General features: G+C 35.0%; 22 protein-coding genes and 1 riboswitch. Of the genes, 3 read left to right on the top strand and 19 right to left on the bottom strand.

The window, feature by feature from the left end; translation table 11 throughout:
- Positions 1-19: 19 nt before the first annotated feature.
- From ACECE_RS0203265 to ACECE_RS0203175, 18 genes are all read right to left on the bottom strand, one after another.
- The gene (locus ACECE_RS0203265; protein ID WP_010244080.1) at positions 20-1003 is read right to left on the bottom strand and encodes an AIR synthase family protein; all 984 of its coding nucleotides are present in this window, start codon (positions 1001-1003) and stop codon (positions 20-22) included.
- A 164-nt stretch (positions 1004-1167) separates the two neighbouring features.
- Positions 1168-1854 (bottom strand): DUF2225 domain-containing protein, encoded by a 687-nt coding sequence (locus ACECE_RS0203260; RefSeq protein WP_010244078.1) that lies wholly within the window; start codon positions 1852-1854, stop codon positions 1168-1170.
- A 49-nt stretch (positions 1855-1903) separates the two neighbouring features.
- Positions 1904-3289: a VanW family protein gene (locus tag ACECE_RS26425; protein ID WP_010244076.1), complete on the bottom strand. Its 1386-nt coding sequence runs from the start codon at positions 3287-3289 to the stop codon at positions 1904-1906.
- 185 nt (positions 3290-3474) lie between these two features.
- Complete coding sequence (gene thiI / locus ACECE_RS0203250) at positions 3475-4653, bottom strand: tRNA uracil 4-sulfurtransferase ThiI (RefSeq protein WP_010244074.1); 1179 nt, start codon at positions 4651-4653, stop codon at positions 3475-3477.
- Positions 4650-5816, bottom strand: a complete 1167-nt coding sequence (locus tag ACECE_RS0203245; RefSeq protein WP_010244072.1) for a cysteine desulfurase family protein — start codon at positions 5814-5816, stop codon at positions 4650-4652. Before ACECE_RS0203245 ends, thiI begins: the two co-directional genes overlap by 4 nt.
- A 165-nt stretch (positions 5817-5981) precedes the next feature.
- Entirely contained in the window at positions 5982-6644 is a 663-nt protein-coding gene (locus tag ACECE_RS0203240; protein ID WP_010244070.1) for a PilZ domain-containing protein, read from the bottom strand.
- A 359-nt stretch (positions 6645-7003) separates the two neighbouring features.
- A riboswitch (cyclic di-GMP riboswitch) is annotated at positions 7004-7100 on the top strand.
- A 205-nt stretch (positions 7101-7305) separates the two neighbouring features.
- The gene (recO, locus tag ACECE_RS0203230; protein WP_010244068.1) at positions 7306-8052 is read right to left on the bottom strand and encodes a DNA repair protein RecO; all 747 of its coding nucleotides are present in this window, start codon (positions 8050-8052) and stop codon (positions 7306-7308) included.
- A 61-nt stretch (positions 8053-8113) separates the two neighbouring features.
- Entirely contained in the window at positions 8114-8257 is a 144-nt protein-coding gene (locus tag ACECE_RS29990; RefSeq protein ID WP_010244066.1) for a YqzL family protein, read from the bottom strand.
- A 375-nt stretch (positions 8258-8632) separates the two neighbouring features.
- The gene (era, locus tag ACECE_RS0203220; RefSeq protein ID WP_010244064.1) at positions 8633-9526 is read right to left on the bottom strand and encodes a GTPase Era; all 894 of its coding nucleotides are present in this window, start codon (positions 9524-9526) and stop codon (positions 8633-8635) included.
- Positions 9527-9555: 29 nt separating this feature from the next.
- Positions 9556-10254, bottom strand: coding sequence for a diacylglycerol kinase (locus ACECE_RS0203215; protein ID WP_010244062.1), 699 nt, complete (start codon positions 10252-10254; stop codon positions 9556-9558).
- A 42-nt stretch (positions 10255-10296) separates the two neighbouring features.
- Positions 10297-10785 (bottom strand): rRNA maturation RNase YbeY, encoded by a 489-nt coding sequence (ybeY, locus tag ACECE_RS0203210; RefSeq protein WP_010244060.1) that lies wholly within the window; start codon positions 10783-10785, stop codon positions 10297-10299.
- 14 nt (positions 10786-10799) lie between these two features.
- Complete coding sequence (locus ACECE_RS26420) at positions 10800-13013, bottom strand: HD family phosphohydrolase (protein WP_010244058.1); 2214 nt, start codon at positions 13011-13013, stop codon at positions 10800-10802.
- Positions 13014-13039: 26 nt separating this feature from the next.
- Entirely contained in the window at positions 13040-14023 is a 984-nt protein-coding gene (locus ACECE_RS0203200; protein ID WP_010244056.1) for a PhoH family protein, read from the bottom strand.
- Positions 14024-15217: a sporulation protein YqfD gene (gene yqfD / locus ACECE_RS0203195; protein ID WP_010244054.1), complete on the bottom strand. Its 1194-nt coding sequence runs from the start codon at positions 15215-15217 to the stop codon at positions 14024-14026.
- An 80-nt stretch (positions 15218-15297) separates the two neighbouring features.
- Positions 15298-15615: a sporulation protein YqfC gene (gene yqfC / locus ACECE_RS0203190; RefSeq protein WP_010244052.1), complete on the bottom strand. Its 318-nt coding sequence runs from the start codon at positions 15613-15615 to the stop codon at positions 15298-15300.
- A 108-nt stretch (positions 15616-15723) separates the two neighbouring features.
- Positions 15724-16653, bottom strand: coding sequence for a delta-lactam-biosynthetic de-N-acetylase (pdaA, locus tag ACECE_RS0203185; protein WP_010244050.1), 930 nt, complete (start codon positions 16651-16653; stop codon positions 15724-15726).
- A gap of 193 nt (positions 16654-16846) precedes the next feature.
- On the bottom strand, positions 16847-17551 hold the full coding sequence (locus ACECE_RS0203180; RefSeq protein ID WP_010244048.1) for a DUF881 domain-containing protein: 705 nt from the start codon (positions 17549-17551) through the stop codon (positions 16847-16849).
- Positions 17548-18264, bottom strand: coding sequence for a DUF881 domain-containing protein (locus ACECE_RS0203175; RefSeq protein ID WP_010244046.1), 717 nt, complete (start codon positions 18262-18264; stop codon positions 17548-17550). The genes ACECE_RS0203180 and ACECE_RS0203175 overlap by 4 nt, the downstream gene beginning before the upstream one ends.
- 145 nt (positions 18265-18409) lie before the next feature.
- Between ACECE_RS0203175 and ACECE_RS26415 the strand changes: the two genes are divergently transcribed.
- From ACECE_RS26415 to ACECE_RS0203160, 3 genes are all read left to right on the top strand, one after another.
- Entirely contained in the window at positions 18410-19258 is an 849-nt protein-coding gene (locus ACECE_RS26415) for a divergent polysaccharide deacetylase family protein (protein WP_010244044.1), read from the top strand.
- Between the two features lie 59 nt (positions 19259-19317).
- Positions 19318-19932 carry a hypothetical protein gene (locus ACECE_RS0203165; protein ID WP_010244042.1) on the top strand — a complete coding sequence of 205 codons (615 nt, stop codon included), beginning with the start codon at positions 19318-19320 and terminating at the stop codon, positions 19930-19932.
- A gap of 283 nt (positions 19933-20215) precedes the next feature.
- Entirely contained in the window at positions 20216-20530 is a 315-nt protein-coding gene (locus ACECE_RS0203160) for a hypothetical protein (RefSeq protein ID WP_010244040.1), read from the top strand.
- Positions 20531-20612: 82 nt separating this feature from the next.
- Here ACECE_RS0203160 and ACECE_RS0203155 read toward each other — a convergent pair whose 3' ends face one another.
- A complete protein-coding gene (locus ACECE_RS0203155; protein WP_010244038.1) occupies positions 20613-23075 on the bottom strand; it encodes a mannose-1-phosphate guanyltransferase in 2463 nt (820 codons plus the stop codon).
- Between the last annotated feature and the right edge of the window lie 323 nt (positions 23076-23398).

The following is a 23398-nucleotide window of genomic DNA, read 5'->3' as shown; positions in this document are numbered from 1 at the left end:
CCTTTTTTATAAGTAAATCTTATCCAACCACTTTATACAACTCGTCTGATAATGGCTCAGAAATATCCTTATATCCGTCTTTTAACACAAGTCTTTTTTCAATGCTATTTGTTATTTGACCGATAACAGCAGCCTTTACTCCGTTACTTTCCAATTCCTTTATAAGTTCACTGCCATTCTTACAAGTAATTATCATACACCCGCTTGAAATTAGCTTTAGAGGGTCAATGCTATAAATTCGGCAAAGTTGTAAAGTCTCATCCCTGACAGGTATTCTGTCACTATAAACTATTGCACCTTTTCCTGACGCTTCTGTCACTTCCCAAATTGCGCCAAGAACTCCCCCCTCTGTAATATCATGCATTGAGTTTACTCCAAAACGCCCTGCCAGGATTCCTTCCTTTACAACACTTATATCATTAACATAAGATTTTGCTCTTTCCAAAACATCACTTTCTATTTTGCCTTCAAGTTCAGCCTCCTTATCATGAGCAATTATTGCTGTTCCTTCAATACCAGCGTACTTCGTAATAATGATATCGTCTCCAACTTGAGCCCCTGATGTAGAAACCAACTTATCCTTTAATACATTACCTACCGCAGTAGTAATAATTACAAATCGGTTAACTGCACTGGTAACTTCGGTATGCCCGCCAATTATATCAACATTTAAAGAATTTGCAGTATCACAAATTTGAGCCATAACCGTCTCAAGTTCCTTTTCCGTCGCTTGTGGCGGTACCAGAATAGTAACAAGCAAGCCTAAGGGCTCGGCGCCACATGACGCAACATCATTACACGAAATATGTACAGCTAAACGTCCAACTTCATTTACAGCACCAGTAATAGGATCTGATGACAACACACACACATTATCGCCAAAATCAACTGCGCAACAATCTTCTCCTACTTTTGGCCTTACAAGAATTTCTTTTCTACTTCCCTTGATTTTATCAAGAATAATCTCTTTCAAAACACTATTAGGAATCTTTCCTATTTCCATATTGCCTCCAAATTTAGCTAAGGAATAACTGTCTCATGAACAAATTTATATCTATAATAACACAAAAATTAGCTCATATTAAGAGCTAATTTTATACTTTTTAGGATTTTTCAAATCAAATGCCATGAAATCAAGTATGGCTAAATGCCTCCGAAGTTTTTTATTTAAATTGCTTCCTTATTTTTTTCTTTTTGCTCCTTCGCTAGATGATACTGATCCCTTGCAGTTTCAAGAAGAACCTTATTTGCTTTCGCGTCTGGCGAGCTTATAAGCTTATTAAACCACATAATGGATTCATCTATATCTCCAACTCTTCTGTTAAGTTCCGCAATTAAATACATACATGTACACTCATCAAGCTTATTTATAGGGAACGTTTCCTTTTGATATGCTTCTTTATAAAATTTTAGCGCATGCTTTAAAAATTCATTTTCTCTTTCATCCTTGCTTAGTCTGTAAAGCCATGCTATTCTGATACAAACCTTTGCAAAGTCACTTGCCTTTGCTTCTATCTTCTGCAGGTTATATAACGCCAGTTTAAATGCCTCCAATGCATTTTCAATATTTCTTTCACCGCAAAACTTTCTACTTTTCCAAAATGGAGAAATATTCTCTTTAATTTTCTTAGCATCCCTATCCGCTAGTCCTTCAAACCGTTCCCCCTGCGAAGCATAACCGCAATATTCACATACCCACACATCATATAGAATTGGGTTTATTCCCTCATAGTATACGCAAAAATCTGTGTCCTTTGATTTTATAACGCAAGCCTTAGACTTAACTTTTGTTACTTCAATTTTCTTTTTACATACTGGACAGACAATTTCTTTACTGTACAAGGAATCATCCATAAAAATCCCTCATTCCATTAATAAATTGTATACTATTTCCCATGATGCTTTACACTGCAGCTTCCATTGTAATTTGTCTATAATAATTGGGACTAACCCTTATTACTCCTCTGACTGACTGATATATATCTTCTGATATTTTTTCCCGCTCTATCAACTTATTATTCTCATCATAGGTTTCACGGTAAACAACAACATGTCGCCCGGTAACAGCACTTTTGTCAACTACCATTTCACCATCCGGGATCATTGCATCAACTACTACGATATCTTTTCCCGGTGAAAATTCTTTAACTACTACCGACTTAAGCCTGACACTCTGCAAAGCTTCTTCTTTTTTCCCCACAATTCTTATTATAATCGTATTTCCTGATACCTGGGCATTTATTAAAATAGGATAATCTTTATTGTTTTTAAATTTGAAATCTATGTATCCCTCTGATATCGTTGCGTCCTGTCCTGGTTGTACATAGCCCAAAGGCATTGAATGCGGCTTTCTCTCTAAAACTTCAAGTTTAGATTTCAATGTAGCTACGTAAAGAGTTGTTGTTACCTGGCATACACCACCACCGATTCCTTCTAATAATTTGCCTTTTATAATAACCGGTGCATTCTTGTATCCGTAACTTAAACTTCTTGGACCTAACGCTTTATCCATTGAAAATACTTCACCCGGTAATAAAATCAAGTTATTTATCTTCTCACAGGCTAGTCTTATATTATAACTCCTATCAATTTTTTGCAAATTAAAAGATGTAGAAAATGTAGAAATAACATTGTCTATAGCAGAAATTTCATTATATTGAATTCTTGGAAAGATATTATCGACCCTTAATTCAATGGGTGAAAATTTTCTCCCCATTAATATATTTTCTATTAAACCCAAATTTTTGTCAACATCTATATTCTTTCCTACTACTTCCTTATTGAATGTTACTGTCCCATTTTTAAATGTTGCAGAGGCATCTGCTTCTTTTTGATCAATTTCATTTTTTATGCCTTCAAGCATGCTCTTTAGCTTATTCCTGTCGAATTTAGGTGTAATAGCTATATTTACATTCTTCTCTCTTAAATTATGGATAGCCATCAGGCGACTGATAAAGTTCCCTTCATGCCCCATTCTATAAGCCATATCTATAGCATTGTCAGTCAGGAAACTATATGATATTTCATTTAAAGCTATCTGCCATTCTTTTTCCTCATACTTTAATATTATACTATTACTACTATAGTTCCTATTTAACTCTGTCTGGATAATTTCTTTTGCTTTTATCCTATCTATTCCCGCAACATTGATATTTTCAATCTTTACACCCATATAAAATGTCTTCTGGCTCAATATCCACGCTGAAAGCAGAAAAATTACTGCAAGAGCCACTAAAATAGTGCTTGCTATTATAATATATATTTTTTTGGATGCTATATCTCGTAACATATTAATACCTTCTATAAATAAAAATAATATATGGATATCAATAACTATTATTCTCAAAATTCTGTTAAAAAAAACAAACTTTTTCAAATACACAGTTTTGGTGCTATAGAATATCCACATATTATATAAATATTTATTCTTATTGGCATTATATTACACTTATCCAATATTTTTATTACTACTCACTATTTACTTGACAACACTATCACTTCAGTATTTTCTATTGCCTTATTAATTAATTCTTCCAAGTCAGCATTTTTCTCAAATAATAATATTTTTTCAAGCACCGGCTTTGTGCTCGGATGCTTTGCAACAAAAACCGTGCAGCAGTCCTCATACGGAAGTATGGAAGTTTCAAAAGTGCCTATCTTTCTTGCAATATCTATAACCTCGTTTTTATCCATTCCTATTAACGGCCTGAATACCGGCATTTTTACAACAGAATTTGTTACATATAGACTCTGTATAGTCTGGCTTGCCACCTGACCAACACTTTCGCCTGTAACAAGAGCCAAAGCTCCAACTTTCTCAGCTATTCTTTCCGCTATTGTCATCATTACTCTTCTCATAATTATAGTCAACTGATCCTGCGGACACTTCTCGTTTATCTCCAACTGAATATCCGTAAATGGCACTATATGAAGTTTTATGTTATTACAGTATAATGTAAGTATTTTAGTAAGCTCTATTACCTTCTCCTTAGCCCTCTCACTTGTGTAAGGGTAACTATAGAAGTGCACAGCTTCCAACTCTACTCCCCTTTTTGCAATCATCCAGCCGGCAACAGGGCTATCTATCCCTCCAGATAAAAGCAATACAGCCTTTCCATTAGTTCCTATGGGCATTCCACATACTGCAGGAATTATTTCAGAATATATATAGGTAAATTCCCTAACCTCAACATAAAAGATAAATTCCGGATTCTTTACATCTACAGTCAATTCCGGGAAATTATCAAGAATATGTCCACCAAGCTTTCTACTTATTTCCGGAGAATCCATAGGAAAACTTTTATCTCCCCTTTTCGTCTCAACTTTAAAGGTTTTATAGACTTTTCTAGCTAATAAATCCTTTATCATAATGACTGAATTCTCTTTTATAACATCATAGTCAGTTTCTATCTTCCATACCGGACTGACGGAAACAATTCCAAAAACCTTTGTCAACTGGTTTATTGCTTCATCAAAATCATAATCCTCTACCTGGGGTTCTATATATATTCTTGCCTGTGACTTAAATACACCCGCCTTTCCCAGATGTTGAACGGACCTTTTTATATTGTCAATCAGCTTCCTTTCAAATGATGGCCTATTCAAGCCTTTAAGCAAAATCTCTCCATATCTTATCAAAATTACTCTTTTCATCTTTTTCCTCCACGTCTTATATTGATTTTTGGTAAAATATCTTTTAATGCAGTAATTGTACAATCTATCTCCTCAATAGTATTAAAGGCAGAAAAGCTGAATCTTATTGCCCCATCTATCCTGTCAGGTTTTAGACCTAATGCCTTAAGTACATGGCTATGAGTGTTCTTTCTTGAAGAACAGGCCGAACCTGTAGAAACAAATATATTCTTCATTTCAAGGTGATGAAGAAGAACTTCTGCACGAATATTTGCAAAAGAAACATTTAGAATATATGGTGATGAATCCTGTGGTGATAATATAAGTACTTCTTCAGCCAATTCTTCTTTAAGTCTCTTAACAAAATGCTCCTTTAATATAAGGCACTCCTTATAGTTCTCATCTAGCTTTTTAAATGTTATATCTGCCGCCATCCCAAAGCCACATATACCGGAAACATTTTCAGTTCCTGACCTCATAGCTGACTCCTGACCCCCGCCTAAAAATATTGGGCGGATTTTCAAACCCTTACTTGCATATAAAGCACCTACTCCCTTTGGACCGTGAATCTTATGAGAACTCATGGACATCAAATCTATACCTAGCTTTTTAGGTGCAATTTTTATCTTGCCGTATGCCTGCACAGCGTCTACATGTATTGCTGTTTCCCTGTTCTTGCTGTTTTTAATATCAACTATATCGCTAATTGGCTGCACAGTTCCAACCTCATTATTTATATATATTATGCTTATTAATGCAGTTTCTTCATTTATAGCATCTCTTAAACCTTGTAGATCAATTATTCCTTTATCATCAACATCCAGAAAATCTACCTTATAGCCTCTTTCCATTAAAAACTTGTATACTTCCAATACGGAAGGATGCTCTATCTTTGTAGTTATAATATGCTTTCCCTTTCTCGGATTAGCTCCTAGAAAACCCAATATTGCAAGGTTATTAGCTTCAGTTCCTCCTGAGGTAAAATAGATTTCCTGATTCTCTACTCCTAAAGATTTTGCAACCAATTCTCTTGCACTCTTTATATGTTTTTCGGCCTCTAATCCTTTAGTGTGCATCGATGACGGGTTTCCATATACATTTCTATTTATCTCACAAACATATTCTATAACCTCTTCATACGGTCTTGTGGTTGCACTATTATCAAGGTATATATCCTTAATCATTCCTTCTCCCTCTTTGCTCGCATTATCCGTGGACAATGCTCAGATTTTACACTATAGTATATCACAACGATGGTTGTAATCAAAGCAGTAAGTTTGAACACAAAAAAAGCTTTACCTTAGGTTTTATCCCAGTAAAGCATTTTATACCGTTATATTTATCTAAGCCTATCTATAATCGGAGCTTAACCAATTTATGTAGTGATGCAGGCATTTAAGATTTGATTCGGATATTCCGCGTATCTCTATACCATATTCGAAATAGCCCTTACATTTTTCCCTTCTTACAATAGCTCCTGTAAAAGTCATTTTGTTGGTTCTATCGAGAACAACTTCAATCTCCATTGTTTCTTCTGTTGACAAATATTCTGAGCAGTTTACCTTTATTCCACCTGTACTCAAATTCTTTACCACTGCAAACACCCTGTTTACAAGCCCTGGAATATTTATATTCGCCATGAGGCTCACATAATATCTCTCATATTTCCTTAAATCCTTAAGTTTTTCAACATGGTTTGTAGTAACAGTTAACTCCAAAGGACTCATAGAATGGATGGTTTTTATTTCTCCGGTGATTACATATAGTTCCTTTGAATCGGAATAGTTTACAGCTACGTGGTCCCCCGGGAAGAAAAAAGTCTCCTGTATCAGCTCTTTAGTGGCCATTTTCAATGTATTTTCAGTTTTATCAACAACATAAGCATTTAAATATTCAAACATCTTAAAATGTTTGATTTCAAGAGTTGAGCCAACCTTTACCATCCTATTGAGGTTTTTTCCGGTAAACAAAGAAGCAATTCCTGTTTTTTCGTCCAAATTATATTTAGACATGACCTCACTCCTTTCAAAAGGTTTAATGATACCACATGATAAAAACATCCCAAAGGATTATATTATAGAATTAAAGTTTTATTACAAATCAAAAAGAACGATTTTGAAAACCAATAATAGACACATTAAGTTAAGCCTTGAATGAAATTCTTCAACTTTAATTATACCACATTTTTTCTTAAATTGACACTTTTTTTAATATTATTTCAAATTTTTAATCTATTCATGATAAAAAACATTAATTTTTTACTCAAAAATAATAAAAAAACACTTTATTTTTAATTCGCCCTGTGCTATAATAAATATTGTAGTACAATATTTCCTCCCGATCACGGTATAAGGAGATATAAATAGTGACTTATGAAACAGGGCAAAGTCGTTGAAAGACGGCGACGCAAAGCTGTGGGTCTAACGTTTGGGGAAGATGCCTTGAACTACGATTGCCAAGCTGCCATTAAAAGTTCTGTTTATACTCTTTTAAATATAAAAGGAAATAGGTCATGAATATTTCCTTATACCAATTTTTTTTACATTGTTAAAAAACGTTTAAAGAGTTTTATAACTCTTTTTTTATTTCGCCTCTTTCGAACGAAGTGAAAGAGGCAAAAACTTTGGGACTCGATGTCCCGGAGTTTTTATTGCCTGTAATAGAGTATTACTTTCAAGAATTTAGTGTCTTTAAGAACTCCAACTTGTTATATTCCCTGTCCAGTCTGTCTTTTAAATACCTCTTTGACACCTTTTCAAGTTCTCTAAGTACTTTATTAGAGACATCAAAGTTAAAGACACTTTTTATATTGCTGTGCACTATGTAATGAATTGCCCTTGCTGCACCTTCCGATAAAGATAGCGCATATCGGTCATCTTCGATACACTGCTTACATAGAAAACCGCATTTTCTAAAGCTAAAAGAAAAATCCGTAAAATCTTCGCTTCCACATTTTATACACCCTCTTACTGAAGGCGCATAACCTAGAATTGATAGCAGTCTTATTTCGAAAACCCGCGCAATCTGTTCTGGCGCTTTCTCAGTCTTGGAAAGCATATAGAGTGAGTTCAAAAAGAGCTGCAATACCCTTGCTGATGGCTGCTCTTCTTGAACAATATCTGTTATAATTTCGTTAATATGGGCTGCATAGGTAAGCTTTACGAGATCATTCCTTATCTCATAAAATGGCTCAATCACATCGCAGCTGTTAAGCGAATACATATCTTTTCCTTTAAAAAGTACAAATTCACTATAGCAAAAAAGCTGAGTACCTGCTACAAGACTACTTTTAGGTCTTCTAGCTCCTTTTGCAGAACCTGATATTTTACCTTTGTTTTTTGAAAAGATAGTTACAATTTTATCTGCCTCTCCGACATTTATTTCTTTAAGAATTACACCTTTAGTTTTTATATAACTCATTTACAACCTCATAAGGCTAAGACATTCAAAATAATATAATCCCCGGGGTAAATTACTGCGCCTAGTTTTTAGTTATAGCTACCTCATCCCTGGCCGCAGCAGTTTCTTCAACTATTTTATTCTTTTCTTCTATTTCCTTTAAGAAAATATAAGAGTCAATATTTCCAGTACTCTCAAAAGCTTTCCATGCAAATTCTTTTAACATAAATGCATTCCCCCTTAAGTCTTATTTACAATTGCACCTGTTACTGTGTTTCAATAATTCCTTGTACGATTCCTCTACCAAATTGCCGACAGATCTAGCCTTTTGAAACTACAATTGTAAAAATTTTATTAGCTGCTACCCAATGAATGGTGAAGATATAACTTTCCACTACTATTTCACTTCTGGTCTTATTTGATGCCAAACAACCCACATGAAAAGTGTAATATTTCACTCATTCCTTATTAGGTTACACTAAAAAAAAATTTGTATACTTGAAAATTTATGTTATCTTTTATGAAATAACTGAAATACTACTTCCGCTTTCCGTTATTCATATATACCACATAGAATGCATTTATTTAAGCTTTTTAAAAGTTATTTTCTATAGCCAAGAACTTTAAGCATCTGTTCACTATTTCTCCAATCAGGCTTTACCTTTACCCAAAGCTCTAAAAACACCTGTATACCCAGCAAGTTCTCTATTTCAGTCCTGGAAAGGCTGCCTATACGTTTTAGCATGCTTCCGCCTTTACCTATAAGGATGCCCTTGTGAGTATCCTTCTCACAGTAAATGTTGGCCTGAATATTTATTATATCCTTGTCATCCCTTTGTTTAAAAGATATAACTTCAACCCCAACACCATGAGGCACCTCATCACTCACAAGATGAAGAATTTTCTCTCTTATAAGTTCAGCCGCAATCAGTTTTTCAGGCTGGTCAGTCATCATATCTTCTGGAAAATATTTCGGGCCTTCAGGTAAAACTTTGAGGATTTCACTTATCAACGGATCCTGTTTTTCATCCTTAAGGGCAGAAATTGGTATTAAAGCCTCAAAATTCATAAGATCCTTATAAGCTGAAATCAGCGGCAACAGCTGCGACTTATCAATCAAATCTATCTTATTGATAACTAAAAAAACCTTGGACTTAACATTTTTCAATTGCTCAACAATAAAAAGATCACCCGGACCCGGTTTGAGATTCTGCGCCTCTACCAGAAACAGCACAACATCAACCTCATTCAAGGTCTCAACAGCGATATTCACCATAAAATCACCAAGTTTGTTTTTTGGCTTATGGATTCCCGGAGTATCAATAAATACTATTTGGTGCTCATCTCCTGTTATTACTGCTTTAATAGTATTTCTTGTAGTCTGTGGTTTGTCGGACATTATTGCAATTTTCTCACCCGTTATATTATTTAAAAGGGTGGATTTGCCAACATTAGGTCTCCCGACTATTGATATAAATCCTGATTTAAAAGACATCTAGTTCATTCCTCCTAAAAAATTTGATCTCATAAAAATGTCTGAAAAAGTAAAAGTGTTATTAAAAAGCCTATTACTGCTCCTATAAAAACCTCAATAAAATTGTGTATTTTAGCCTCCAACCTGCTCTGGATAACAAGCAAACTCAAAACAATACACAATAGAGTAATCTTTGAATTGATCGACCATAGTGCAACTGCTGTTGTAATAGCAGAAGCTATGGCAGCGTGCCCACTTGGTAAACCGCCCCTTAATGGAGTACCCTTTCCGGTGACAGCCTTTAGCACAAGAACTACAGACACTGTTACAATCAGCGCAATTATTGTAATGTGCATAGGGTACTGTCTTATTCTTTCCACACCACTCTCAAGTCCAGTACTTACATGTTCAAAAAAAACAAAGTATCCCACTATAACTGCAAAAAAGGCTGATACCAATACCGCTCCGGCAGATACATCCTTTATTATTTTTACTTTAGGATGATAACCTGTTGTTATCATATTTACAAGTTCCTCAATAGCAGTGTTGAAAAGTTCACTAACAATCACCATTGCTACCGAAATACAGACAATCAGGAATTCAGCTTTGGTAAGATCAAAAAATATACTCATTATAAACACTACAATAGCGGTACAAATATGAATCTTCATATTTCTTTCCGATTTTATAGCGCAAATTATACCATTAATTGCATTATTAAAGCTGTCAATCAAGTTTCTGTTTTTCATAAACTGCCCCTTGTCATGGACTTTTATTCTACCCTAATATTTTTACCGTTGTGATAAATTTAAAATTTCAAGTACACCATACTGCTTTGAAATCATCTTTTCTTCGCGTTCAGGCGAATCGTGATCGTAACCTAACAGATGGAAAACACCGTGAGTGAGCAGAAATGCAAGTTCCCGTTCAAAGGAATGCCCATACTCTTGTGCCTGTAATTTTGTCATTTCAAGTGAGATAACGATATCTCCCAAGAGTAGAAGATCTTCATCAAGGTCAAAGTCTCCATCGTCGGAGTTTATAACGCCCTCATACATATCTACAATTGGAAAGGACAGAACATCGGTTGGTTTGTCAATGCTCCTATGTTCTCTATTAATCTCCCTGATACCTTCATCGTCTACAAACATTACACTAATCTCTGAAGGTATACTGAATTTTTCAAACTCAAGGCTACTGTTTACTGCCCTTTTTACAAGCTCAACCATTTCGTCGGAAACTTTTATCTTGTTCTGCAAATCTTCAATCAATACAGTCATCTGTCTTTCTCCTTTTATAGCTTTTTAACATTACTAATTTCACTATTATCTACTTCATCCTGAGGCTTTAAATTCTTTTCTTCTCTTTTAATATCAGGATATTCTTCTCTGGCATGGAAATACCCGCCAAATACCTTCATAAAAGCCCTTGCAATATTATCAAGATCCTTTAAAGTCAGATTACACTGATCGAGTTGTCCATCATCTAATTTATCCTTGATTATTTTCCTTACCAGTCCTTCTATTTTGCCTTCAGTCTTATCAGGCATTGACCTGACTGCAGCTTCAACAGAATCCGCCAGCATAACAACTGCCGCCTCTTTGGTTGAAGGCTTTTCTCCATCATATCTGAAGTTGGCTTCATCAACGCCTTCATCCTTTTCTACATTTTTAGCCTTATGGTAAAAATATGCTACCAGTGTAGTACCATGGTGCTGAATTATAATATCCCTTATTACAAGAGGTATCCTGTACTTTTTTGCAATTTCCACACCATCATGTATATGAGAAGTTATGACAAGTGTGCTCAAATTTGCTGTCATCTTGTCATGTGGATTTCCGCTCATTTGGTTTTCCATAAAAAAGCTTGGTCTCTTAAGCTTGCCTATATCATGAAAGTATGCTGCAACCCTTGCTAAAAGTGAATTACCTCCAACAGCTTCAGCCCCAACCTCTGCCAAATTCCCAACCATCAGGCTGTGATGATAAGTGCCCGGTGCTTCCATAAGCAATCTTTTCAAGAGCGGCTGGTTTGGATTACCTAATTCTAACAGTCTAATTGGTGTAACAATATTAAAGAGAGTTTCCAAGTATGGCAACAACCCAATGGTAAGAACAATCGAAATAAAACCATTAACCATAACTATAATCGACTCGCTAAGTATTGTCTTAGCTGGATACTTTCCAATTAAATCGACAGAAACTATAGTAAGCACATTGATAAATCCAATAATAAGCCCACCCATAGAAAGTGAATTTCTATGATAACTGGTTCTTGACACTATGAATGCGGTAAATGTTCCAGTTATTGCTCCTAAAAGCATAAACTTCATTTCTCCGTTTGTCATAAGGGAAATTGAAAGTGTCAATAAAAAGTTAACAATAATAGCCAGCCTCAAATCAAGCAAAATGGATATGAGTGCCGCCGCTATAAAAATAGGTATTGTCAATGTTGATACTTCAAAAACCAACCGCGCTACCAAAAGTGTTACAAGAATTAGAAGTGACAACAGAATAAGGTCATTTCTATTATAGAATACTTTCTTGCAGAAGTTATTCATATAAAGAATCAGTAACAGCGATATTAGAAGTATGATTACAAGTATACCAATTGCAAAAGGATAGTCAAACCTTCCTGAAGTTTCGAGCAAATTCAACTCCTCTAAAATTTTAAGCTTATCCTTTGTTACTACGTCTCCTTTACTTAAAATTCTGTCTCCTTTTTCAATTTTTACAATATTTTCAGGAGCATTTAGAGCAATCTCATAAGCCAATTCTTTCTTTGCCTTGGTAGTAACTGCATTAACAGTCCTATTTGGCTTCAAGATATATTTTGATAAAATCAGGGCAATATTTTTAATCTCCTGCCTCAAATCGGTATATATAATACTATTCTGCAGCTGAACAACCTTTTGTGAAATATTATCTTCTGTAACATCCTGCTCCATTATATCTCCAACAAGCTCTCTCAATACAGTTTCAAACTTCTGAATATCTTCTTCACTTGCTTTTGAAATAAAAAACAAAACCTGATCATATGAGAGTATAATGTTAAGCTTTTCTATCTCTTTATTTAGAATTGCTGCCTCTTTTTCCTGAATATCGAGCACCTTATCGTTATATTTTTTATCATCTGAATCTAAGCTCTCAGCGATCTTTTTGCTGCTATTTTTTCTTGATTTTTCGATAAGGCCAATAAAGTCTACTGTTGTATTTATAACCTCTATGGAAGCATTTCTTATTTCAGTCATATCGGCCGGTTCCGCATCTGAAACTTTTCTGGCATTCTGCTCAGTTACAATTGTATTTACTATATCCCTAGGAGCTGTAATATCATAATCAGATTTTCCGTCCAGCGCCAGCTTATATTTCTTAGGAGCTGCTCCGTTTAATATAATCAAGTAGGAAAGAACTATAGTCAATACCGCAAGTATTATTCTTTGTATACGCTTGTCCTTGATATATGTTTTAAAGTTGCCATGAATATCCATAGTTTTATCCTTAGACATAAAGTAGTTCGCCTCCATTAAGAAGTCTAACCGTTATTGTGTGTTACACGTGACTTATCATAACGGTCGTAAGCCTGAATTATTTTTTGTACAAGCTCGTGCCTTACAACATCTCTATCAGATAAATTTATAAACGATATTCCCTTTATATCCTTTAAAATCTTAATAACTTCTTTCAACCCTGATTTTTTATCACCAGGAAGGTCAATCTGGGTTATATCGCCGGTAACAACAACCTTTGACCCAAATCCTATACGTGTCAGGAACATTTTCATTTGCTCAGGTGTAGTATTTTGGGCCTCATCTAAAATTATAAACGAATCATCCAATGTCCTTCCCCTCATGTACGCAAGGGGTGCAACTTCTATCATGCCTTTTTCAAGGTAGCTCTGATACGTTTCAAAACCCATCATTTCATAAAGTGCATCATATAACGGTCTTAAATACGGATCAACTTTGTTCTGCAAGTCTCCAGGCAAAAAGCCCAATTTTTCTCCTGCCTCAACAGCAGGCCTTGTCAAGACAATTCTATTGACTTCCTTATTTCTAAATGATGTCACAGCCATTGCTACGGCAAGAAAAGTCTTTCCTGTACCGGCAGGTCCTATACCAAATACAATGTCGTTGCTTTTTATAGCATCAACATATACTTTCTGTCCGTGAGTTTTGGACTTTATCTGTTTACCTCTGGCTGTAAGGCAAATATAATCAGCGTGAAAATCATCAACCTTGTCCAATTGATTTTCATTTGCCAACTGAACAAGGTAACTAACACTTTGCTTAGTTATTACATCACCTTGCGAAGCAAGGCTTATCAGTTTTTGGAGTACTGTTTTTGCTTTATGCACTCCTTCGCTGTATCCAACAACTCTTATATCATTATCTCTTGAAATAACTTTTACATTAAACAAGTCCTCAATCAAATGCAAATTCTCATCAAAATTACCAAAAAGATTCATAGCATGTTCTATTCTATCAAACTCCAATGACACTTCAGTAAGACTTTCCAATCAGTTTCCTCCAATCTCTCTTTCGCACCCTATATTCTCCAGGCATTCAATAACTACTTCTGCTATAATCTGCCCGTCTTCATCTTCTATAAAGTTTACAGTTGAATTAACTATTTGAGCATTTTCAGGTATGTCCTCTGCTGCCTCTTTATAAGCATTATCCGCTGCTATTTTTTTTGCTGCATCCAAGTCAAATTCCTTTTCCAGCATATTATTTTCATAATACCTCTCAATTACCATACCAAAAGGCAAGACAAGATCTTCACCTATCGAAAGAGACTTTTCAATATTTACCTTATCATATTCTCCAAATGGTACCTTTTTATGAAATAAATCTATCTTTTTAGAAAACAAAACCAAGGATATGTTGTCTTTTGTTTCCCCTGTTCTAATCTTTTCAACGACATTAGTTTCAACCTTCTGTCTGCCATCATACCAAGTTCTTGCCATTACATCCCCAAGAGCATGTAACACCCTGGGACTATCCTCCTGATTCTTAATTGGTACTGTGCCGTTAATAAGCACCTGGCCTTTCTCAACAGTATCACCAGCTTTTACACCTTCCAACCCTGCTTTCACAAAAATAGACTTAATAACGCCATCCTTAATAGCCACAATGTCACATGGACTATCTTTGGGAACCAGTTTCGGCTTGCTGATAGCCTCAGCTACTTCAATCTTTACCTTCGTTCCTTTAATTACCACACTAACCCAAGATAACTCCTTTATATCAAGCATAAGGTTGTTTGAAACATCATGTGGATTTACCCTGTACTTAAGTACCCCCGGTTTAACTCCAACAGCAGACACCTTATCTAGTATAATTTGGGTTGCCAGCTTATTATTTCCCGTAACTTCAACTGTCCAAACAAAAGATGTCATAAAATAAAACAGAAAAACAAATAGTACTGCACCCGCAATAAAAGTCTTCCTTCTTTTATAGCGGTGTAAAACAAAAGGAATTCCACGTTTCCTTAATATTCGTACCCTGCATCCTGTCTTTTTTGCAATAGGCCTTAGCATTTTAAAGCCTTTAATGCTAATCTTCATGGACATTGCACTATTTTTTTTCTTCTTTATGTCCCAAAGAAAAATTTGCCTTCTGGTGCATATGTTGACAAACTTCTCTAAAAAATAACCTTCAACAAATATAATAACATATCCTTTTATATAATTCCACAACCTCAAAAACATTTAAATTCCCCCGAAATTGCTATTCGATAATTATGCAGTGCCCCATAAGCTTTAAAAAGTTATGTTATGGGGCATCTGCCTTACTTTAAGAATTCAAGGCTTGATATTTCACCGTTAACCATCAGATCCTCAGATGTAATCTCTTTTATGCCCAGTCTTGTTCCGCTAATTTTTATTATTCCGCTGTTGGTATTGATTCTTATTCTGTCGTCATCATATTCGATAATTCCTTTGAAGTTTTCTATAAGTAAATCTCCGTTTCCAATCATTGTTAATTTGGGTACATTTAAAACAATATCCTTTGGAATTTCAAAAAGTTCAGACATCTTTTCCTTTAAGCTGGCTTTCGGCCCCTCTTGCTTACTTCTTTTTTTTACAGTTCTTTTTTTTCGAGGCATAACACATCTCCCTCACAAAGCATTCACATTACCCATATAATCTATGTAAACAGTATGTATTAGTTACCAGTGGCATCGAGCCCCTTTGTTTTGCCTCTTTCATTTCCCTCAGGGAGACGAAATCAATTGCATGGGATCACCGAATTCAAATCCCTTTTCCCTTGCACCTTTAATTATCATATCAAGGGCTTCTGCATTATCCTTTGATACCGCGTGAAGTAAAATAACCTCTCCGTTGTGCAGATTGTTCATTACCTTTTCATATGCATACTGAGGTCCGCGAATTTTATCCCTATACCAATCGTCATATGCAAAACTCCAAAATAGATTTGTATAGCCCAACTTTTGCGTTATTGCCAAAGTCCTCTCACTGTATTCACCCTTTGGAGGCCTTAAAAATTGCATATGCTTGCCGAACTTTTCAAAGAAGGCTCTGTCCAGGCCCAAAATCTCCTCCTCAAGTGCCTTGTCATCAACGGTAGGCAAACTAGGATGGTGTATGGAATGATTTCCCACAATATGACCTTCCTCAAGCATTCTTCTAACTAAGTCCTGATGCTCTGCCAGGTATGGCCCTGTTACAAAGAACACAGCTTTGACGTTATTTTCCCGTAAAGCATCCAGAATTTTTGGAGTGTATCCATTTTCATAACCTTCGTCAAAAGTAAGATAAACCAAATTCTTACTCGTATCACCCAAGTATACTGCTCCATACTTTTTCAATAAACCTGGAGCGCCCGGATCAGCATCCGGGATTTTCCCAAAACCTTTTCTCAGTATCCCCCATCTTAGTAGATTGTTGCTAAATTCACCGTTTGTGTTAACATCTACAAAAACCTCTTCCGGAATTACTTCTTCTATAACACCTTCGCTGAGCATCCCGGTAACCTCAGTACTAAAGTCAATATCATCGGAGCTTGCAGAGTACGCACCACCTAAATCCGGTAAATTTAAACTGTTATCCACATCTCTACTTATAACGTTTATTGTAACTAAAGCAAATATCAGCAGGAATAAAACCAATATTTTCTTCCTCATTCCCAACTCCTCCTAAAACGATAATAAAAAACCTTAAATGCTGTACTTAGGAATTTACTCATATCGCACTAGTTAAATCAAAGCAGAAAGTTCCTACGCGATAATCAAGTGTATCATTAGTACATTATTTAAGGCCTATATTATTTATATAAGTATTTAGTTTAAAAAATAACCACTAGAAATGTGAAATAATCTATTTCTCTATTGTGAGTAAATCATGATCCAGAGAAGACCTGTTAGTTTCTATCTTGGGTATTGTAATACTATCTACTTTTTCAACTGTCAAGTCAAGATAATAATATTCTTTCAAGTTAGTAAGAATATTTCCCAACATTTTTATGGCATTATCCTGTTTTTGTGTTTCAATAATTGCTTTTATCTCAAAAGGTTTATCCGCATTCATAGGAATTCCGTTAACAACTATGGCGTTCTCCCCATCCGAAATCTCTGTCATGGATATTATTCGTTCATTATTAACAGCAACTACTTTTGCGTCGATTGCTTTAAGCGCATTAACAAGCTGTAAAATATAACGGGATTGAACCATACCAAAATCAGTAGCCTTAACAGTAATAACAATTCCAGCACCTTTAACATCGGTAAAACCTGCAATTATCTCAGCCTTGTCTACCTCTTTTTTAAGGTTCTTCTCATAAAGATCAATGTCGCCTTTTGCAGCTTCAAACGCATTTAGCTCTTTTTTTAATTCTTCATTTCTACCCCTTAAGTCATCATTGTTTTTCTTTTCAATTATAAGTTTATCTTTTAAATCTTCCAGTGTCACACTCTGAACACTTGCAGTCTTATTATTGTTGTAAATGCTTTTATACTGCCAAGCAATGGCAACTCCCAATATTATGCATATTAATGTTATTGATATGGTCTTAGTATGCTTCACTTGTCAACTACCTCCAGACCTTTAACCAAATTATCCGCATTTCCATTATATTTGGGTATCTCAATGCCAGTAGCTTCCTTTATATCGACTCTTATATTATTGTACGCTAAAACACTATAAATTTCACTCTCAATAAAAGTATAATATAGGCGTTTACTATCTCCAATAGCCTTAATCTCAAATGGAACCGCATATCTGTTTTTGTTAACACGAATTGTAGGTCCTGCACACATAATTTCTGTTGTTGAAATTATTCTTTCATTATTTATTGAAATAGCCTGAGCTCCACCTTTTTTTAGTTCATTAACCACCTCATAAATATCCGAATCATGTAATAAACTATACTCTGACTTAATAGGATTTTTTTCCTTTGCATCGTTTAGAGTCAAAATCACGCCATCGCCTTTTACATTAGTAAACCCTGCGTAAAGCTTTGCCTCTTCCCATTTAGTAGTTAATAAGCCGTCATCATTGCTGCTGGAAAAAGTTTTAAGAATGCTTTCCTTCTTCTTCGAATTAAATTCAATTTCTTCTCTAAGTTCATTTCCAATGGCCTTTTCAGAATCAAGCTCCTTCATAATGTTTTCAATTTCATACGCCATTGAAGGCTTTTCCTTTGTATTATTTAATATACTTTTAAACTGCACTGTACCAATAACTCCAAGGAACATGAATATAAACATAAATATATATTTTTTATCTTTGCTGTTCATGGATACACCCCTTCCTATACCCCATTTCTAATTCTACTATAAAATTTAACTATTTCAAGTGCTGGAGCTCGTAAAATTATGTAATATTTTGAACATCTTATTTAGTATACTAATCATAGATATTGTTTATCTAGGTGAGTGCATCATGAAAAAAACTCATATAATTCTTTTGGAAAAGTCTAAAATTATTAATTCACTAAAGCTCTTTTCTGTAATTTCACTGCTTTTAACTTTAAGTATCGTATACTTCACAAATATATCCAAGGTAGGATCACTAAATGCCTACAGTGGAGTACCACTACAACAATCAGATAAACCTGCCGGAAAAATCGCGATAGTTATTGACGATTTCGGCCAGGACAGAAATGGTGTAAAAGAAATGATGTCAATAAACAGACATTTAACTTTTGCTGTAATGCCCTTTCTGACTTATTCTCAGTCTGACGCCAAGGATGCCTTTGAAAAGGGTTTTGAAGTAATAGTACATCTGCCAATGGAGCCAGTTAGTGGTAAAATCAGCTGGCTTGGTCCAAAGCCCATACTTTCAACTTTAAGTGATACCGAAGTATATGAGATAACTTCCGAAGCGCTCACAAATGTTCCCTATGCAGTCGGTGCCAATATACATATGGGTTCAAAAATCAGCACAAATGACCGCATTATGTCTGATGTACTGGATATAATAAAACAAAATGGCATATACTTTCTTGACAGCAAAACAAGCGCAAAATCTGTTGCAAAAAAAATAGCCGCCGAAAAAGCTGTTGCATTCTATGAACGCAATGTTTTCCTTGATGGTCAAACCTCAAAAGAACATGTAAAGGAACAATTAAGAAAAGCAGGTGCAATAGCATTAAAGGATGGAAAGTCTATAGCTATTGGGCATGTAGGAATTGAAGGCGGCAAAGTAACAGCACAGGCAATTATAGAAATGCTGCCTGAATTTGATGAAAAAAATATCCAGCTGGTATTTGTCTCTGAATTGGAGAATTAATTAAAAGTATGGATATAATAAATATGTGTACAAAACAGTAAAGTCTAGAGGTGATAAAATTGGAAAGCGATATACTTATGAAGAAGCTTACTAAAAGAGAAACAACTGTGTCACTTGAAAACATACTTGATAATTCAAAAGCTGACAGTGGCGGAGACAGAGATATACATTTTCTTGATTTTCTTCTTGATAACAAGCTAATACTTCAGGAAGAAGTAATTTTAAAAAGAACAATCAGAGATTTTAAGGAAGACATTTTTGGCGAAAAATATAAAAAAGCAAATTATGAGAGCACTAGGCATTTTTTATGCAGGGCGCTTATTCAGGATGAACTGGCACTTTTAGATATTACTACGTCAAGTTCAACTGAAGTCGGAAATATGTATATTCTACGCTCTAGCTCCAATTATGATATAGTTGCAAACGATTTGAGCTTTATAGCAGATATAGGGCTAACACCTGCAAGAAATTTCTTTAAGGGCCTAACAGATATTAGGGTAAAATATTATCTTATCACTACCTACTTTGATGACTATATGGATGATATAGTATTCACGCTATTCAAAAGAAGCAATGATACTTTATTCATTGACGCAGTCAAAGATTATGAGGAAGGCTATAAATTGTATACCCCAGTTTCCCAGGAGAGCTTTAACAATAATGCCGAAATATAGCTTCCATCTATGTTTAAGGCTTATTTTATTTATAATAGCTTCGTAAAAAGTGGAAGTATTATCTTACTTTTTTCTTAACTTATAATTTTTCTTGTTCGATGGGGACCCCCTAATGGTTCCCTTCGACAAAATCAACATTCCTATCTAAAAATTGGTAAATTCAGCTCCTGATAATTTTGCTTTAAACATATTAGATTGTGGTATATTATATCTATATCGCTTAAAGTAATCTATGCTGAAATATAAACAGCAGGTATTTTTAGCTGAAATGGAGGGTTGTCTTATGTTTTATCAAGTAAGATTTCAAACCGGTGAAATCAAAGAAATGGTTAGTGAAATGAAAACTGGCAAAATTCCATGCATGGATGTAATTGATATGGATGAATATAATTGGGTTCTGGAAAAGCTTTCTGCCTATGGCATTCAAAGAGCCACAAATATTCCATTAAATAAAGATGCAAGAGACAGGCTTAAAGAAACTGAATTTGAATTTAGAGCTGCATTTACTTCTGATGACAATAAAGGAGCTATTATGTATATTGATTTCTACTTTGAGCCATTTATCGAAGAAGAATATGATTCTGCATACGGAGATTAAGCTTTTAATACAAAACTAATGAGCGTAATATTAAAAATTGTGATGGTACCAAACCATCACAATTTTATGTTTTATATTATTTCTAACTTCTGCTTATTTCAGAAACTTTATTTGCATAAATATTGGTCAATTCTTGTGCAATTTCGGCTGAGTAACTTTCACTTTTAATCCTGCAAACAGGTTGTTCTGCATCAGGCAATATCAATACCCATCCCCCATCCTTAAAGATTTTCACACCCTCCAAAGTTTCTATACTGTTGTTATCGCTTTCCTGGATTATTTGCCTCATAACCTTGCCCTTTGCATTCCAGGAACATTCTACCTCTTTCTCATCTGTGTGAAAATCTGGAATCATTGCAATCAAATCAACCAGTTTATAGTTATTGGACTTCATAAAATCCATTATTTTTACCAAACCTGCAATAGCATCAAAATGGAAATTAAACTGTTCAAGTGACTCTGCTTTTACTTCATTTCCAAGTATTTTGTTCATAATATCCTGTGGAGATGTCTTTGTCCTTATTACCTTACCGTTATTTTCCTCTGCAAGCTTTTCTACAACGTGAGTTGTAGATAAAGGTACAACTACTGTACCTCCTTCAATAGTTTTAAAGAGTATTAATGACACTAGAGCAGTAAACATATCTTCATTTACTATTCGTCCCTTATTATCCACCAGCATCATTCTCTCAGATGTATCTTCTATCGATAATCCAAAATCGAAATCACCCAACTTAACCATGCTTGCAAAGTAGGTCAGTTCGTTTGAGTCGTTCTTGTCCTTCATTCTTTTTAAGTTATCGAGATTCAGGTTTGTCTCTTCCACCCTGCATCCCAGACTTTTTAACAAACCGGATACAGTGCCAAGTATAAACTTAGACGGAGAGTTCAATGCAATCTTGTAATCGAATTTTTTTGATTTTGCATTATTTACTATGTTTCTTAAGTAGAATGAAGTAAAATCCGGTACTACTTCCAGCTCTTTTATTAAATCGCCTTCGCACCTGCTAAAGTCTTCCCTTGCAAAAGCATTTTCAATTTTTCTTTCCATTGCCCGATCTATATTGCTGCCATTCCTATCCAGAAAATCGACATGTAATCTTCCCGAATTCACACTTAAAGTACTTATGTGAATACCTCCATCAACCCCGTAAAATCTAACGGCAGATCTTGAAACCGGCAGATGAAGTATACCTAAATCCATAACCTTTAGCCCCGCTGACATCAAACCTGATACAAAAGATATCTTAAGCATTTTTGCAGCATTCGACTCCTCACAGCTAACGCCAACGGTACCTTTACCTTTCAAAGTTGCACCATAAGCTGCCCCCAGTTTTGAAGCATATTCCGGGGTTATATCGACATTAATTTCTCCTGCAATTCCTCTTTGCCCAAAAATTGATTTGATAGATTTGGAGCCCCATACAAGGTTTGAATTTACTTCCGTTCCCTCTTCAACCATCTTATTGGGCCAAATTTTAATGTTCGGCTTAATTATAGCTTTTTCCATTATTATTGTATCGCAGCCTATAACTGAATTTTCAAAGGTTGAGGCCTGTTCTTTTATATTCACCTTATTGCAAATTACAGTACCCCTGATTTCAACGTTTTTATCAATAATACAGCCTTTCCATATTACACTTTTCTTTATACTGCTTCTTTCAGATATAAGGGTACTATCGCCTATAACGCAATAACTATCCAAAATAGCATTACTTTTGATCCTGGCGTTTGCTCCAATTACACAAGGAGCCTGAATTGCTGCACCATCTTCAATGCTCGATCCATCCCCAATCCAAACCTTGTCCCTTATCTGATTTCCCGGAATGTTTACATTCACTTTTCCATCCAGAACATCCATGTTTGCCTGCCAATATGCCCTTAAATCTCCAATATCACACCAATATTCATCTGTAATAAAACCATACATTGGCTTATTATCTTTTAGTATTATTGGGAAAAGGTCCTTACTAAAATCAAATACTTCATTTTTATTAAACAACTTTAACGCTTCTGGCGAGAGTATATAAATTCCTGTATTCACAGTATCACTGAACACTTCTCCCCAACTTGGCTTTTCCAAAAATCTTATAATTTTTCCCTCATCGTTTGTAACAACAACTCCATATTCCAGTGGAATATCAACCTTCTTTAAGACCAAAGTTGCCATAGATTGTTTTTTCATGTGAAAATCTATGGCTTTACTTAAATCAATATCTGTCAGCGCATCCCCGCTAATTACTATAAATGTATCGTCCAGGAATTCTTCCGCGTTCTTAACGCTTCCTGCAGTGCCCATTGGAGTTTCTTCTACATAGTACTTTAGATTTACTCCATACTCAGCCCCATCACCAAAGTGTTCTTTGATAATGTCCGGTAGATACTGCAATGTAACAGCTATATCCCTTATATTATATTTTTTCAAAAGCTCAATAATGTGTTCCATTACAGGCTTGTTTACTATGGGCACCATCGGCTTCGGCCTGTTACAGGTAAGAGGCCTTAATCGAGTACCTTCTCCTCCTGCCATGATAACCGCTTTCATTCAATTCATCCTTTCATTTATCATACAATTATTTATAAAAAGCAAAAATAATCTACCTTATATTTCCCAATCAAAAACCAGGTAACCTTTACCATTATTCAAATTCTCAACAAATCATAGAATTTCCTTAACTTTGGCTTTCCTACAGTAAAGCATTTGTAATATTTGCAACTTTAATTCACTTAAATTTATTCAACTTTGTAATTTTCTTCATTTTTTGGTCAATCTAATTTATTATATACTTGTCCTATCCAGTTTATCCATCATATAACATTATTGCCTCTATTAATTTTTAATTTTGTGCAAATAATAGATCTGTACAA

This window comes from Acetivibrio cellulolyticus CD2 (genome assembly GCF_000179595.2).
GTDB lineage: Bacteria > Bacillota > Clostridia > Acetivibrionales > Acetivibrionaceae > Acetivibrio > Acetivibrio cellulolyticus.
Note: the sequence above shows the minus strand (reverse complement) of the source record. Positions and strands in the feature narration are given on the sequence as shown.